Genomic DNA, 14,569 nt, shown 5'->3' on the forward strand with positions numbered 1-14,569 from the left:
GTCATAACACGCGACTGAGAAAGGCCCGGGTACGCGGATGGCTGGGGTGGCTGAAGATCTGTTCCGGCGGCCCCTGCTCGATGAGCTCGCCCTGATCGAGCACCACCACGCGGTCGGCCACTTCACGGGCAAACCCCATTTCATGGGTGACCACCACCATGGTCATGCCCTCCTCCGCCAGCTCCTTCATCACCTGCAAGACTTCGCCGACGGTTTCCGGGTCGAGGGCACTGGTGGGTTCGTCGAACAACATGGCCTGGGGCTTCATCGCCAGCGCGCGGGCAATCGCTACCCTTTGCTGCTGGCCGCCGGAGAGCATTGACGGGTAATGGTTGGCTTTGTCGGCCAGGCCGACCCGCGCCAGCAAGCCGCGCGCCTGTTCCAGCGCCTGGGCACGCGGGGTGCCGAGCACCTGGATCGGCGCCTCGATGATATTTTCCAGCGCAGTCATATGGGGGAACAGGTTGAAGCGTTGGAACACCATGCCGATGTCCCGGCGCTGACGGGCGATGTTGCGCTCCGAATCGCGTACCAGGCTGCCGTCGCTGCGTTCGCGATAGCCCATGGCGCGGCCGTTGACACGAATGCGTCCGCCCTGGATATCTTCGAGCAGGTTGATGCAGCGGATAAAGGTGGTCTTGCCAGAGCCGGAGGCACCGATCAGCACCACCACTTCGCCCCGCCGCACTTGCAGAGAGATACCCTTGAGAATCTGCAACTCGCCGAACGACTTCTGAACATCCAAAGCCTCAATGATCAGCTCTTCACTTTGGTGCGCCATGGTTAACGTCCCCTCAGCAATTTCAGGGTGCTGCGACCGAACATACGGCTGGCGGCCGGCGGTGGCGAGGAAGGTCGATCGGACTGGCCGAAGCGATTTTCGAGCCAGCGCTGGAAGAAGCCCCACAGGGTGGTCAGCGTCAGGAAATACAGGGCGACCACCAGGTACAGCTCGAACACGCGGAAGGTCGCCGAGGTGATCATCTGCGTGCTAAGCAATAGCTCCTGCACGCCGATCACGCTGACCAGGGTGGTGTTCTTGAGCATGACGTTGAACTCATTGCCCAACGGCGGCACGATCACGCGGAACGCCTGGGGCAGCACGATGCGCCGCATCAGTTTGGCAAAGCCCATACCCAGGGAACGCCCCGCTTCGTATTGGCCTTTGTCCACCGCGCCGATACCGGCGCGGATGATCTCGGCCATGTACGCACCTTCGTTGAGGCCAAGGGCAATAATGGCTGCCTGGATATTGCCGGGAACGATCAGGCCGAACAGCTCGATGTCTTCGAAGCGGAAAATCCCGCCGGCCGCCAGTGCGGTGTACAAAAACACGATCTGCACCAGCAACGGTGTGCCGCGCATCAACCACACGTAAAAGCGCACCGGCAGGTGCAGCAGCGGATTCTTCGACAGGCGCAACAGCGCCGCCGCCAAACCCAACGCACAGCCCAGCAGCATCGCCAATATGCTGATCAGGCAGGTCAGCCACAGCCCGGTGAGGTACACCCCACTGGGCTGGAGCAGGTACTGCCAGAACACATCCCAATTGAAATTCATCGTCGGTGCGCCTCAGTCGAGTGTGTCGCTGCTGACATGCCATTTGTTAAGCAATTGCACGTAGCTGCCGTCGCTGCGCATGTCGCTGATCACCTGCTGTACGGCGGCGGTGAGCTGCGGGTCGTCCTTGCGCATGCCCAGGCCGGTGAGGATGCGGCTGAACGCGGGCACACCTTCCTGGAACAGATCCGGGGCCATTGCGGCGTAGTAGCCGGCGGTTTCCACGGTGGTGCCGTATGCGTCGACCTGGCTGATGCGCAGGGCCTGAAAGGCATCGGTGTCGGTGTTGTAGACCACCAGTTTCATCGGCGGCTTGCCGGCCTTGGTCAGGCTTTCATTCTGGGTATCGAGCAGGGTCTTGATGGTCGATCCGTTGAGCACCGCGACCTTGTGCCCGGACAAGTCATCCAGGGTCTTGATGCCCTTGGGGTTGCCCTTTGGCACCACCACCGACTGGCTGGAATACATATAGTTGACGATGTCGATCACCTGGCGCCGCTCGGGTTTGTCGAACAGTTGGTCAACGATCATGTCGCACTGCTGGGCGAGCAACGCCGGCACCAGCCCGGAGAACGGAATCACCCGCCATTGCACGTGCTTATCGCCCAGGCGTTTGGCTATTTCCAGCCCCAGATCGACAGTGAGCCCGCGCGGTTGCTGGGTTTCGTCGAAGGACACCAGGGGCGGTGAATCCATCCCCGAGCAGTAGGTGAGTTTGTCGACTTTCTGCAGGCGCTCCGGCACCTGGGGCGCAGCAAAAGCCCATTGGGTACAGAGGCCGAGGGAGACAGCCATCAGCAAGGCACGGCGTTTATGCATGACCAGACACTCCAGTTCGTTAAGTAACGGGGGCAGGACTCAACGTCAACACACGACAGCTTTCTTATTGTTCGGATTGCAGGAATTGGATCAGGGCGGGCACGGTGCCTTCGATGTGTTCGCGCACCACCGCTTCAGCGCGTGCCCCATCACCGGCGCGGATCGCCTCAAGGATCACCGCGTGTTCCTGACGTGCGCTGAGGGGTTTTTCGCCGTGTTGCAACCACAAGCGCATGGGCGCCTCCACCAGCGAGTACAGCGCAGAGATTTGTTTCATCAGGCGCGGGCGACCGCTGAGGCTGCACAGGTATTCGTGGAAGGCACGATGACGGCTGACCCACACGGCGCTTTCATCGCGGTAGTCGTCCATCTCGTCGAGCAGTCGCTCCAGCGCGGCGAGTTGCCGCTCACCGATACGGCCCACCGCGACGCGCACCGCCAGACCTTCCAGGGCGCTGCGCATCTCGAACACTTCGTGCAGTTCATCGATATCCAGGCCGCTGACGATGGCGCCACGGTTGGGACGCAAGGTCACCAGGCCCTGGGCGTCCAGGCGACGGAACGCCTCGCGCACCGGCATGCGGCTCATGCCGATCTCGCTGGCGATATCCTCAGCAATCAGCCGGTCGCCCTTGTGGTAGCGGCCACCGCAGATGGCGTCGAGGAGGAACTTGTAGGCCTCCTCCTCGGCGGTGAGAGGCTGGCGGTCAACGTAAGCGGGGGCGAACTGCATCGGCTGCACCTTTTGAATTTTTGTATCCAATTATCCACGGATACATAAATGCAGAATGCGTGCCAATCGTTCATGGGGTAAGCCAAGTGATTGATTTGGATGAAATAGGTCGCAAGTGCCTGACGGCATACGCAAAGACGGTGTAGGAATGTGCTACCAAATGGCTCAGAAAATGCCCCGTGCCGGGGCAGTGCGGTCGCCGGTAACAGCCACCTGCCCGTGCAGAATCAGAAGGATTCGGCCGAATAGATGATGGTTTGCGCGGTGTCCTGCGCAACGGTCTGACGGGTGAAGTAGGTGTCGCCTTCGTCAGTCAGGATCTCGTAGTCGACGTTGCGGGTGGTGCTGGCGTGCTTGATGATCTTCAGCACGCGCTGGAATTTCACGCTCTGCGTTCCGTTCTGGCTGGGTCCGGTGAGGACGCTGACACTTTGAAACCATCCGGCGTGCTGCTTGTTGCTCAACAGGGCGCCGGTCATTGCTTCAAAACGTTCGAGCCGGGTGAAACCCCATAAGGTCTGCTCCTGCACAGTCGCATCCGGCGTGGCCGCGCCGGTAAACACAAACAGATTGATCGCCGGGCTGTCTTCACAAAAGAAGTCATAGGGGACCAGGCCATCGACCATTTTCCTGCCGGGCACAAAGCCTTTTTTATGCACCTGAAACATCGCCACCTCCACTCAATCAATGGTGACCAGTCTAAAGAGGTGCGACGTACAGGGCGGTCAAGCCAATGTAATGTCGTGTAAAGATCGCGCGCTGTGCAGGTTGACCTCCACCGTCAGTCCCCCGGTCGGCTCGTTGCGCGCCACAATATTGCCGCCATGCATTTGCACTGCCCTGGCCGCAATGGCCAAGCCCAGGCCAAAGCCCACGCTGGCGTCCCCTGCACCGCGCTCGAACGGGTTAAAAATGCTACGCAGCCGGCGGTTTTCGACACCCGGCCCCTGGTCGGTGATGTGCACGCAGAGGCGGTTCCCATCGCTGCTGATCCGGGCCGACACCTGCACCGTGGTGCCAGGCCGTGTGTAGCGCACAGCGTTGCGGATCACGTTTTCGAAGCAGCGGTACAGCAATTCGCCGCTGACACAGGCAATAAATGGCGGACATGCCCCAAGGTGCACGCGGCAGCCTTTGATGCCGGCTTCGAATTGCGCATTCTCGACAATCATCCCCAGCAACTCGACGATGTCCACGGCGTCACGCTCAATGCTTTCGGGGCGCCCCTGCAGACGAGCCAGGGTGAGCAGCGCCTCGATCAGCGTGTCCATGCGCTCGGATTCGCGCTCGATGCGTTCGAGCATTTCCACGCGCGCCACATCCTGGCGCAACAACCCGATGGCGGCCTGTATGCGCGTGAGGGGTGAACGCAGCTCATGGGAGATATCGTGCAATAAGTGCTGCTGAGCCTCCACCAGCACCTTCAGCTGGTTGGCCATGCGGTCGCAGTCTTCGGCCAGGTCGACGATTTCATCTCGGCGCTTGCCCATGGCGGGCTTGACCCGGGTTTCAAAACGCCCTTGGGCCGCGTCGCTCATGGCCCGCTTAAGATGAGCCAGGGGCCAGGCCAGGTAATACGCCATATAACCGCTGAACAACGCACTCATCAGCGTACCGATAATCAGCGGAATCTGGCGCCAGGGCCTGCCGTGATCGTCGGGGGCATGGGTGGACTTGACCGACAGCGACAGCCCTTCCTTACTGATGATTGATCGCTCATAGACCGGGTTCAGCACCGTTGAACCGGCCACCAGGTGACCCGCGCTGTCATACACCCCAATGGCCTCGTCCGAGGGATGCTCCCACACGTTAAGCAGTTGGGTGGCCGCTTCGACACCGAATTGCTCCAGCAGTCTTTCTTCGCTGGTAAGAATGGCTTCCACGTGCGGATCACCCGCGCGAAAACTGCCCAGTTCAATCACGCCGACCCCCGCCAGGAACGTCAGGCTGGTGGCCAACCAGAAGGCCAGGAACAGCTTCCAGAACAGCAGGCTGGGCTTGGTCATTCGGCAATCAACAGGTAGCCGAGGCCGCGCACGCTTTGAATCCACGCCTTGGCATCCGCGCGTGGCCCGAGTTTTTGCCGAATGCTGCTGATGTGCACGTCGATACGCCGGTCGTAGCGGGTCAACGGACAACCCAAGGCGTTCAACGACAGGTCCTTTTTACTCACCACCTGCCCGGCACTGCGGGCGAGCTCTTCGAGCAGGCTGAACTCGGTGCTGGTCACGCCCAGCTCAACTCCTTTCCATATTGCCTGGCGCTTGCCCGGCCACAACACCAGCGAGCCGGTCTTGATCATCTCCGAGGTCGGCTGGCCGGCTGGCTGCACCCTGCGCATGATGGCGCGCAGGCGAGCGACCAGCTCACCGGGGGAGCTGGGCTTGGGTACATAATCATCGGCACCTAGTTCCAGGCCGGTGATGCGGTCGATGTTGTCGCCACGGGCGGTGAGCAAGACCACCGGCACCTGGCTGACGGCGCGAATGCGCCGGAGCACCTCGATTCCCGAGCGCTGGGGCAGCATGACGTCCAGCACCACAATGCTGTAGCGCCCCGACAACGCCTCTGCTTCACCCTCCTCGCCCGTGTGCACGGCGGTCGCAGCAAATCCTTCGCGCGCCAGGTATTGGCTCAGCATTCCAGTGAGTTCCTGGTCATCGTCGACTAACAGTACGGAGATCATCGCGAGCTCGTCAGTGGGTGGTCGCGCATTATTGGCCCTGGCGCGTTTTTGCAGGCCAACCTTTACCTAACTTGACATTCGGTTAACCGCACCAAACGCCGCACGCTCTTAAGCTGCCTGTTCACCCGTCCGGCTGCGCCGGCGCTGTATTCTGGAAAAGATCTTGATGAATTTTTCGCGCCTGCTCTGCTCGGTTGCGCTGCTGCTCAATGCTTCACTGGCACTCGCCCAGGGTTTCAAAATCTCGGATATCCGAATCAACGGCCTGCAACGGGTCTCTGCTGGCAGTGTGTTCGGGGCATTGCCGCTGAACGTAGGCGATGAAGCGGATGACCGGCGCCTGGTGGACTCGACCCGCGCGCTGTTCAAGACCGGGTTCTTCCAGGACATTCAACTTAGCCGCGAAGGCGACGTGCTGATTATTAATGTAGTTGAGCGGCCTTCGGTTGCCAGTATCGAGTTCGAGGGTAACAAGGCAATCTCCACCGAAGACCTGATGAAAGGCATGAAGCAGTCCGGCCTGGCTGAGGGCGAGATTTTCCAGCGAGCCACGCTGGAAGGCGTGCGCAACGAATTGCAGCGCCAATATGTTGCCCAAGGCCGCTACTCGGCCTCGGTCGACACTGAGGTCGTGCCCCAACCGCGCAATCGCGTGGGCGTGAAGATCAAGATAAATGAAGGCGAAGTGGCGTCGATCCAGCACATCAATGTGGTGGGCAATACAGCATTCCCGGATGAAGCACTGATCGACCAGTTCACGCTCAAGACCAGCAACTGGCTGTCATTTTTCAAGAACGACGATAAATACGCTCGGGAAAAACTCTCCGGCGACCTCGAACGGCTGCGCTCCTACTACCTGGACCGTGGGTATATCAACATGGATATCGCCTCGACCCAAGTCTCCATGACCCCGGACAAAAAACACGTGTATATCACCGTGAACATCCAGGAAGGCCAGAAATACAGGGTCCGTTCGGTGAAGCTGAGTGGTGAGCTGAAGGTGCCTGAGGATCAGGTCAATTCGCTGCTGCTGGTACAAAAGGGCCAGGTGTTTTCGCGCAAGTTGATGACCACCACTTCGGAGCTGATCACCCGTCGCCTGGGAAACGAGGGCTATACGTTCGCCAACGTCAACGGCGTTCCGCAGGTACATGAGGAAGATCATACGGTTGACGTTACCTTCAGCGTCGACCCCGGCAAGCGGGCTTACGTCAATCGGATCAACTTCCGTGGCAACACCAAGACAGACGATAAGGTGCTGCGCCGTGATATGCGCCAGATGGAAGGTGGCTGGGCGTCGACCTACTTGATCGACCAATCCAAAGTGCGCCTTGACCGTCTGGGCTTCTTCAAGGAAGTGAACGTAGAAACGCCGGCGGTGGCCGGTGTGGATGACCAACTGGACGTGAACTACGCCGTGGAAGAACAGGCGTCCGGTTCGATTACTGCCAGTGTCGGCTTTGCCCAAAGTTCGGGCCTGATCCTCGGCGGCTCGATCAGCCAGAGCAACTTCCTGGGCACCGGTAATTACGCCAGCCTGGGGCTGACCCGCTCGTCGTACCAGAGCAAATACAACATCGGTTTTACCGACCCCTATTTCACTGCCGACGGCGTGAGCCTGGGCTACAACGCGTTCTACAGCAAGACTGACTACAACGACTACTACGATGATGGCGTTTCCTATTACGCAATCAATAGCTTTGGCCTTGGCACAACCCTGGGCTACCCGATCAACGAAACCTCTCGCCTGAGTTTTGGCCTCACGGCGCAACACGACAGCATTGAACCGGGCACCTACAGCGCAGACGAGATCTACGACTTCGTCGACCGCGAAGGCAAGGAGTTCACCAACTTCAAGGCCAACCTGGGCTGGTCGGAATCGACGCTGAATAAGGGTGTACTGGCCACCCGCGGACACTCACAGAACCTCAACATGATGGTGACAGTGCCCGGCAGCGACCTGAGCTTCTACAAGATCGACTACTCGGGGCAGACCTTCCTGCCTATCACCAACAGCACGTCGCTGCGCTTCCATACCAAGCTTGGCTACGGCGGCGGCTATGGCTCGACCGATAGCCTGCCCTTCTACGAAACCTACACGGCAGGCGGCGAAGGTAGTGTGCGTGGTTTTGAAAGTGGCACCCTCGGCCCACGCAACACCCCGGCCACCGGCGCCTACTCCAGCGCCGGCCAGGCGTACTACACCGACCGCGACACCGAGGCTTTGGGCGGCAATATCCTGATAACCGGCGGGGCGGAATACCTGTTCCCGGTGCCGTTTATCAAAGACAACAAATCTGTACGGACCTCAGTGTTCTGGGATGTAGGCACGGTGTATTCGGACAAGTGCTACCTCAGCACCACCCAGGGCTGTGGCAGCGTGGATTTGAGCCAGATGGCCAGCTCGGTAGGCGTGGGCGTGACGTGGTACAGCCCTTTGGGGCCGCTGAGTGTGAACTTGGCGTATCCGATTCGAACGCCGGAGAATGCAGATAAGCAGGTGTTCCAGTTTTCCATGGGGCAAACGTTTTGATACGTGCGCGTTAGGCCTGATTGAGCTTCTCCTTCGCCGAGATGGATGCGCCGGATATGGGAAATTTTTCCAGCCCAGCAAAATCACCGCGCCCGCGCTGCTACCCTGGGCTGATTAAACAAAAGGGGCGCGACGACGAATGGACTCATGGAAGGCAGCAATCATCGCAGGCCTGGCGCTATTTGGTACTCACGCGATGGCAGGAGAGATCAAGAAACCCGGCGACCGCGCCATGTTCTGGACGACATCGGGGCCCACCTTCTTCAGCTCCTTCGCCAGTGATGCGACAAGCCATCCCAGCAAATATTTCGGCGCCGCCAAGGCCGATGCACTGGCGTTTATCGGTTCAGAGGGCGAGATCCGCGGCGCCCAGTTTGAGCAGGCTTCCAGGTACTATCGCTCGACCTACAGCCCACCGTTCATGCCTGATATGCAATTAGCACAGGTCATCGCCACAACGTACTGAGCGAAGCTCTCGGTATAGCGCTAAGCGGTGATGGACGAGGTTTGCTGCCGAGTAAGAAATCCAGGCATGAAAAAGCCCAAGTGTTTCTACTTGGGCTAAGTCATTGAATTATATGGTCGGGACGGAGTGATTCGAACACTCGACCCCTAGCACCCCATCTCCTTTTTCATACTTCTTGAAAGCTTCCAAAGTTTTACTCTGGATTTTTCCAAGCGAGTATTTACTTGAGCTCCAGCGCTGTTCTGCTCTAAGTGAGTCCAGTAACGTCCATCAAGAGCCGGCGTTTTTGTGGGGGAAAAAGTAGGGGGAGTCCGTTTCATCGCCAAAATCACCCTAAAGAACTCGAGTCGCTGACCGCCAATGATGCCGGCCGGGATCCTCAGGAAGGATGGCAATCCGAGCCGTTCTTTTCATACCAGTCGAATGAGCAGCAAGACCAAGAGCACGTTCAATACGGCCAGCACACTCAGTCCCGCAAGCACACCGCCAGCGCCCCAGGTCTGCAACAGGTAACCGCCTGAAAGGGGGGGCAAGGCTTGTCCTATGAGCGAAGGCCGAGCCATGCGCCCCATCAGCAAAACATAATGGGTAGGCGACATGAGGGCCAATGGCAGCAGTCCTCGAACGATCGCCCGCAAACCATTACCCGCGCCATAGATCACCAGCCCCAGGGCAGTCATTGCCGGTGCGATGGTCACAATCAGCAGACCAATTGCCACGAATATCACGGAGATCAACGTCGTCCAGATCGGGTGTCGCTTACGCGAAAACACCTGTAAAACACGTGATCCTACCTGGCTCGGCCCCAGCAATGCGCTCAGTCCGACGGCGACTGCAAGCGAGTAACCTTGCCCCTGCAACAATGAAATCAGCTGGACCGACATCGCCGTCATGATCACTGCACCCAAAGCAAAAATCAGCGTAAGCAACAAGTAGATCCGCCGGTCGATTGAGAGACTTTCGCCACCCACTGCCTGACTTTTTATGAGTGGTCCCGTGCCCCGCGCCAACACCCAGAGATAAAGCGGCGCCACGACAATGACCAATAACACTCCATAAGCCACGCACGTCGTGCGCCAAACCTCAAGGAGCAGGCGAGGGATAATCTCGACGCGTTCCTGAGCGAAGCCCCGGATGCACGGATTCTGGTCCGAGTGAATGCCCCGGATCACTGGGCGCATGTTGCGGATCTGGATCTTTGCCGACGCCACGCCGGCGTTATCGGAATTCTGCTGCCCAAAGCAGAAAGCGCGAAACAGGTCACCACAGCTGCCGGTACCGAAAAACCGATTTGGCCAATCATCGAGAGCGCGAAGGGCTTGTCAGCACTCAACGAAATTGCCGGCACTCAAGGCGTTGAGCGGTTGTCGTTCGGTAGTCTGGATCTGGGTCTGGACCTGAACCTGTCTACTGGCAGCCCTGCCGCTGAAGAAATCCTTAGCCATGCGCGCTACGCCGTTTTGCTTGCAACCCGGGTTGCCGCGCTCGCTCCAGCGTTGGATGGGGTATTTCCGTCGATCCAGGACACCGCAGGGCTGCTACGTGCTGTTCATTTTGCACGCGACATGGGCTTTGGTGGCGCGCTGTGTATCCATCCAACCCAAGTCGCGATCATTCATCAGGCGCTGAAACCAAGCCGGGAAGAATTGCACTGGGCGCAACGCATTATCGAAGCCGCTCGTTCAGGTGAAGGCGTTTTCGTGCTGGATGGGCAAATGGTCGATGCGCCGGTCATTGGTCGCGCACAATCCATTTTGGCTCGCGCGATCTGATTCAAAACCGGCGCTGTTGCTTAGAAGCTATGCATCCATTCCCATCCTACAGGACGGTGTCATGACTAACGTTTCCAGCCTTAGATCCGTGGCATCGATCATCACTGCGCGGGACGCCGCACATGCTCTGGAACTGGCCAATGACAGTGAATTCGGGCTCGCCTCGACCATCTACACGAGCAATGTCGAACTTGCCCAGAAGCTGGCCGGCGAACTGAAAACCGGAGGCGTATTCATCAATGGCTATTGCGCAACCGATCCACGCGTCACTTTCGGCGGCGTAAAGAAAAGCGGTTTTGGCCGTGAACTGTCGCATTCGGTGTGCGCGAATTCTGTAATGCACAGACCGTCTGGCTGGACCGTCACTAACAACAAGCGAGTCGCCAAGCCCCGCGAGACCTCTCGCTTCACCCTAATGAGGAGCTTTTGATGCGTGCCTTCCCTGCAATCCTGGGCGTTACCCTGACTGTGACCTTAAGTAGTACTGCCCTCATGGCTGCCGAACCCACCGGCACGCTTAAGAAAATCAAGACCTCGGGGACCATTACCCTGGGTCACCGAGACTCGTCCATTCCGTTCTCTTATATTGCCGACGGATCCGGTCAGCCGGTGGGCTACTCCCATGACATTCAATTAAAGATTGTCGAGGCTATCAAGCAAGAACTCGGTATGCCCAAGCTGAACGTACAGTACAACCTGGTGACATCACAGACGCGTATCCCACTGGTGCAAAACGGCACTGTGGACCTGGAGTGCGGCTCCACAACCAATACCGCCGAGAGAGCTCGGCAGGTCGACTTCTCGGTCGGCATTTTTGAAGCCAGCACCCGCCTGTTGGTCAGGAAGGATTCGGTTTACAAGGACTTTCAAGATCTCAACGGCAAGAACGTAGTGACTACTGCTGGCAGCACTGCCGAGCGGATGCTCAAGGTCATGAATGCCGAGAAAAAGATGAACATGAACGTAATCTCTGCCAAAGACATTGGCGAGTCTTACCAAATGCTCGAGTCCGGCCGCGCCATTGCGTTTATGCAGGACGACGCATTGCTGGCGGGCGAGATGGCCAAGGCGAAGAAACCGGAAGATTGGGTGGTGACTGGCACCCCGCAATCCAACGAAATCTATGGTTGCACAATGCGTCGGGGTGATCCGGATCTCAAAAAAGTCGTGGATGACTCGATCAAGTCACTTTTTGTCTCGGGTGAAATCAACGCCATCTACGATAAATGGTTTACTCAGCCCATCCCTCCCAAAGGCTTGAATCTCAAATTCCCCATGAGCGCAGAGCTCAAAACAATCATCGCCCAACCCAACGACCAACCGGCGCCGGAAAAGGCTCTTTAACGGCCGTCGCGTCGTTGAGTGCGAAGACGGTCATCGAATGACGGCAGCCGACTGCAAGGCTGCTGCCCGATCGTCTCTATGAGAGCGCATCGAGCTATCAACGACCGAGCTCAGATAGTGCGTTTGCTTTCATGGACATCTCGAAGTGCATGCCACGCCAAGTAGAAGACACCCGTGCGTCCGCAGAACAAGCCGACCGTAAACCCTGATGCCGCACCAGCAAGGGCGAGCATTCCCACAGTGGCCGAGAATTCTGGATGCACGGCAGCTTGATAACCGATGAAGTATTTCACGGCAAAAAAGAGAAGCGAGATACCAAGAACTTTCCATGTCCCAGGAACGATCAGGTGCTTGCCCTCCTCGTCCAAAGTCAGTCCGCGTCGAGGAAATAGTGCAAATGCGACTAAGCCACCTAAAAGCATTCCCGTGACCCAACTGCCCACGGTCAACTCAACGCGGTCCGCGTAGCTGAGAGAAAGGAGTGACCAGACCACCAAAACAACCGGTGTGATGATCAGCGACCGCTGACTTTCACGACTGGTTTTCCTGGCACTCAAACCGTAGTAGCAGACCAAGAGAAATGCGCCGTAAACCCACAGTGGCGTGCCTTCCAGAGCATCGAGCATTGTTCAGCTTCCTTGCCAACGTTTATTGCCGGATGCTGGCACAGCCTCAGATACGTTGCCACTTATTTGAAACAAGACGAGCCCCCTCAAAAAGCGATATTCCGGCCCCTTCCCCACCTCTATTAAGTCAGCACTCCTCCCCCGCGCCCATCGGCAACCAGCGGGAGGCATGAGTGTTGACGAATACAGGTGAACAACCCGCCACCTTGGAGGCGACCATGAACGCAGCATTGAAGATTTGCCAGGAGCGTTTCGACGCTAAGTTGCCTCCAGAGGTCAGCGACGCGAATCCGGAACAGGAGTGGCTTGAACATTCTGCGGAACAGTTGGTGTGCGGCATGGACATCAAGTGGAAGCGTCGCCACGGCCAACCGCAGGTGGTGACGTTTGATCGGTATTGCACTTACCTGCAGGGCATCCTGAATCAGCGCCAGATCGACGGCCTGGACGAGCGTGATTCGTTCGCTCGACTGTTCCTTTCCTCGATCCTTGGCAGTCAGGCGGATTCACGCGAGCACGCTGCGGAACTGATGGGCGAACAGCGTCCCATCGAAGCCGCGGAACGAATCGCCATGGATTTGCTCAGGCCCTACGCCTTTGACGCGGTTGCAGCAGAACGGGAAGAGCTCGAAGACGACGTGGATGGCAACCTATGAGCGCTCACATCCTTATCGACGACGCGCTCGAAATCCTCAAGCACGCTGCAAGCACTCAGGAAGAGGCGGTAATTGTTCAGCGGATGATCACTCAGTTCCTCGTTGATCAGTCGCTAACTCTCAAAGAATTCGACCACTACTGCGCACGCCTCGCCCTACTTGGTGCACCGTAAACCAGATCGGCTGAAACAGAAGCAAGCACAGACAAAGGACCACTGGACGAAGGTTGAGGAGCGGTATTTGACGCGAGCATTCAAGGAGGCCAGGGAGGCGGCGAATTGCTACGCGGGATGGAAGGAAGAGGAAATGCCGGGCTTTCACGAAGTGCGAGCGCTGTCGCTGCACCTGTACAAGAAAGCCTGAAAGGATGGGCAAAAGATCGCTGGCCATGCGAGCGAGGGCATGACCAAAAACTACCAGCGGGACCATGAGGAAATCATCTGGTCAGAGGCGATTCCGGACCTGAATATCAGCGAAATCACTGGGTAGTTTTGCGCCAGTTTTGCGCAGGCACAAAAAAGCCGATCTATCTGATCGGCTCAAGTGTCTGATATTACTCAGGAATAATGGTCGGGACGGAGTGATTCGAACACTCGACCCCTAGCACCCCATGCTAGTGCGCTACCGGACTGCGCTACGCCCCGACTAGGCGTTTTACTGGGTTCGCTTCTGAACGAAGCGATCAGGAATATACCGCAAGCTTTTGAAATGTGGAAGTATTTTAAAAGCCAGTATTACTTCTTCAAAACCACCAGCACATCTTCGAGTTCGGAGATCATCTGGCGAATCATTTGCTTGTATTGGGTGGTATCGTCTTTGGCCTCATCACCGGACATGCGCTGGCGAGCGCCGCTGATGGTGAACCCCTGGTCGTACAGCAACGCGCGGATCTGTCGGATCATCAGCACATCCTGGCGCTGATAATACCGACGGTTCCCTGTGCGTTTGACGGGGTTAAGTTGAGGAAACTCCTGCTCCCAGTAGCGCAACACATGCGGTTTTACCGCACAGAGCTCGCTGACTTCACCAATGGTGAAGTAGCGTTTGCCTGGGATGACGGGTAGCTCGTCGTTATGACTTGGTTCCAGCATAAGCCTCAACTCGGGCCTTCAACTTCTGCCCTGGACGAAAGGTGACCACACGGCGAGCCGTGATCGGGATTTCTTCTCCCGTTTTTGGATTGCGGCCAGGCCGCTGGCGTTTGTCACGCAGGTCAAAGTTGCCGAAACCGGACAATTTGACCTGTTCGTTGTCTTCCAGAGCGTGTCTGATTTCTTCAAAAAACAGCTCGACCAATTCCTTGGCCTCGCGCTTGTTCAGACCCAACTCTTCGTACAGACGTTCCGCCATCTCAGCTTTCGTCAAAGCCCCCAT

At 57.8% G+C, this 14,569-nt stretch carries 15 protein-coding genes, 1 tRNA gene and 4 pseudogenes; 8 read left to right on the top strand and 12 right to left on the bottom strand.

The window, feature by feature from the left end:
- Position 1: 1 nt before the first annotated feature.
- The 7 genes from ACEN2T_RS21330 to ACEN2T_RS21360 form a co-directional block, all read right to left on the bottom strand.
- A complete protein-coding gene (locus ACEN2T_RS21330; protein ID WP_095185598.1) occupies positions 2-781 on the bottom strand; it encodes an amino acid ABC transporter ATP-binding protein in 780 nt (259 codons plus the stop codon).
- A gap of 2 nt (positions 782-783) precedes the next feature.
- Positions 784-1,560, bottom strand: a complete 777-nt coding sequence (locus ACEN2T_RS21335) for an amino acid ABC transporter permease (RefSeq protein WP_032886933.1) — start codon at positions 1,558-1,560, stop codon at positions 784-786.
- A 12-nt stretch (positions 1,561-1,572) separates the two neighbouring features.
- Positions 1,573-2,379 (bottom strand): ABC transporter substrate-binding protein, encoded by an 807-nt coding sequence (locus ACEN2T_RS21340; protein WP_032886935.1) that lies wholly within the window; start codon positions 2,377-2,379, stop codon positions 1,573-1,575.
- Between the two features lie 64 nt (positions 2,380-2,443).
- Positions 2,444-3,112 (bottom strand): GntR family transcriptional regulator, encoded by a 669-nt coding sequence (locus ACEN2T_RS21345; protein WP_032886938.1) that lies wholly within the window; start codon positions 3,110-3,112, stop codon positions 2,444-2,446.
- A 227-nt stretch (positions 3,113-3,339) separates the two neighbouring features.
- Entirely contained in the window at positions 3,340-3,780 is a 441-nt protein-coding gene (locus ACEN2T_RS21350; protein WP_401380209.1) for a hypothetical protein, read from the bottom strand.
- 57 nt (positions 3,781-3,837) lie between these two features.
- The gene (locus tag ACEN2T_RS21355; RefSeq protein ID WP_095185596.1) at positions 3,838-5,118 is read right to left on the bottom strand and encodes a HAMP domain-containing sensor histidine kinase; all 1,281 of its coding nucleotides are present in this window, start codon (positions 5,116-5,118) and stop codon (positions 3,838-3,840) included.
- Positions 5,115-5,798 carry a response regulator transcription factor gene (locus ACEN2T_RS21360; protein WP_095185595.1) on the bottom strand — a complete coding sequence of 228 codons (684 nt, stop codon included), beginning with the start codon at positions 5,796-5,798 and terminating at the stop codon, positions 5,115-5,117. The genes ACEN2T_RS21355 and ACEN2T_RS21360 overlap by 4 nt, the downstream gene beginning before the upstream one ends.
- Before the next feature lie 166 nt (positions 5,799-5,964).
- On the opposite strand from ACEN2T_RS21360, the gene bamA reads away from it, so the two are divergent.
- On the top strand, positions 5,965-8,331 hold the full coding sequence (bamA, locus tag ACEN2T_RS21365; protein ID WP_442117493.1) for an outer membrane protein assembly factor BamA: 2,367 nt from the start codon (positions 5,965-5,967) through the stop codon (positions 8,329-8,331).
- 139 nt (positions 8,332-8,470) lie between these two features.
- Positions 8,471-8,797 carry a DUF2388 domain-containing protein gene (locus ACEN2T_RS21370; protein ID WP_442117494.1) on the top strand — a complete coding sequence of 109 codons (327 nt, stop codon included), beginning with the start codon at positions 8,471-8,473 and terminating at the stop codon, positions 8,795-8,797.
- Between the two features lie 410 nt (positions 8,798-9,207).
- On the opposite strand, the pseudogene ACEN2T_RS21375 reads toward ACEN2T_RS21370, so the two are convergent.
- Positions 9,208-9,876: pseudogene (locus ACEN2T_RS21375) on the bottom strand (MFS transporter); the annotation flags it as partial.
- Here ACEN2T_RS21375 and ACEN2T_RS21380 point away from each other — a divergent pair.
- From ACEN2T_RS21380 to ACEN2T_RS21390, 3 genes and pseudogenes are all read left to right on the top strand, one after another.
- Positions 9,877-10,569, top strand: a pseudogene (locus tag ACEN2T_RS21380) (HpcH/HpaI aldolase/citrate lyase family protein); the annotation flags it as partial. It lies immediately after the preceding pseudogene.
- An 88-nt stretch (positions 10,570-10,657) separates the two neighbouring features.
- Positions 10,658-10,938 (top strand): annotated as a pseudogene (locus ACEN2T_RS21385) (aldehyde dehydrogenase family protein); the annotation flags it as partial.
- A gap of 60 nt (positions 10,939-10,998) precedes the next feature.
- Positions 10,999-11,913: a transporter substrate-binding domain-containing protein gene (locus ACEN2T_RS21390; protein WP_099602682.1), complete on the top strand. Its 915-nt coding sequence runs from the start codon at positions 10,999-11,001 to the stop codon at positions 11,911-11,913.
- A gap of 110 nt (positions 11,914-12,023) precedes the next feature.
- On the opposite strand, the gene ACEN2T_RS21395 is transcribed toward ACEN2T_RS21390, so the two are convergent.
- Positions 12,024-12,539, bottom strand: a complete 516-nt coding sequence (locus ACEN2T_RS21395) for a hypothetical protein (RefSeq protein ID WP_095185583.1) — start codon at positions 12,537-12,539, stop codon at positions 12,024-12,026.
- Between the two features lie 218 nt (positions 12,540-12,757).
- On the opposite strand from ACEN2T_RS21395, the gene ACEN2T_RS21400 reads away from it, so the two are divergent.
- From ACEN2T_RS21400 to ACEN2T_RS21410, 3 genes and pseudogenes are all read left to right on the top strand, one after another.
- A complete protein-coding gene (locus ACEN2T_RS21400; RefSeq protein ID WP_442117495.1) occupies positions 12,758-13,195 on the top strand; it encodes a hypothetical protein in 438 nt (145 codons plus the stop codon).
- On the top strand, positions 13,192-13,368 hold the full coding sequence (locus ACEN2T_RS21405; RefSeq protein ID WP_095185582.1) for a hypothetical protein: 177 nt from the start codon (positions 13,192-13,194) through the stop codon (positions 13,366-13,368). Before ACEN2T_RS21400 ends, ACEN2T_RS21405 begins: the two co-directional genes overlap by 4 nt.
- Positions 13,343-13,684, top strand: a pseudogene (locus ACEN2T_RS21410) (integrase); the annotation flags it as partial. The gene ACEN2T_RS21405 and the pseudogene ACEN2T_RS21410, both read left to right, overlap by 26 nt.
- 78 nt (positions 13,685-13,762) lie before the next feature.
- On the opposite strand, the gene ACEN2T_RS21415 reads toward ACEN2T_RS21410, so the two are convergent.
- The 3 genes from ACEN2T_RS21415 to ihfA form a co-directional block, all read right to left on the bottom strand.
- Positions 13,763-13,839: transfer RNA gene (locus tag ACEN2T_RS21415), tRNA-Pro, on the bottom strand.
- A gap of 90 nt (positions 13,840-13,929) precedes the next feature.
- Complete coding sequence (locus ACEN2T_RS21420) at positions 13,930-14,286, bottom strand: MerR family transcriptional regulator (RefSeq protein WP_003219935.1); 357 nt, start codon at positions 14,284-14,286, stop codon at positions 13,930-13,932.
- Positions 14,267-14,569, bottom strand: a complete 303-nt coding sequence (ihfA, locus tag ACEN2T_RS21425) for an integration host factor subunit alpha (protein ID WP_002553164.1) — start codon at positions 14,567-14,569, stop codon at positions 14,267-14,269. Before ihfA ends, ACEN2T_RS21420 begins: the two co-directional genes overlap by 20 nt.

It is taken from the genome of Pseudomonas sp. W22_MBD1_FP4, assembly GCF_052113765.1.
GTDB classification, from domain to species: Bacteria; Pseudomonadota; Gammaproteobacteria; order Pseudomonadales; family Pseudomonadaceae; genus Aquipseudomonas; species Aquipseudomonas sivasensis.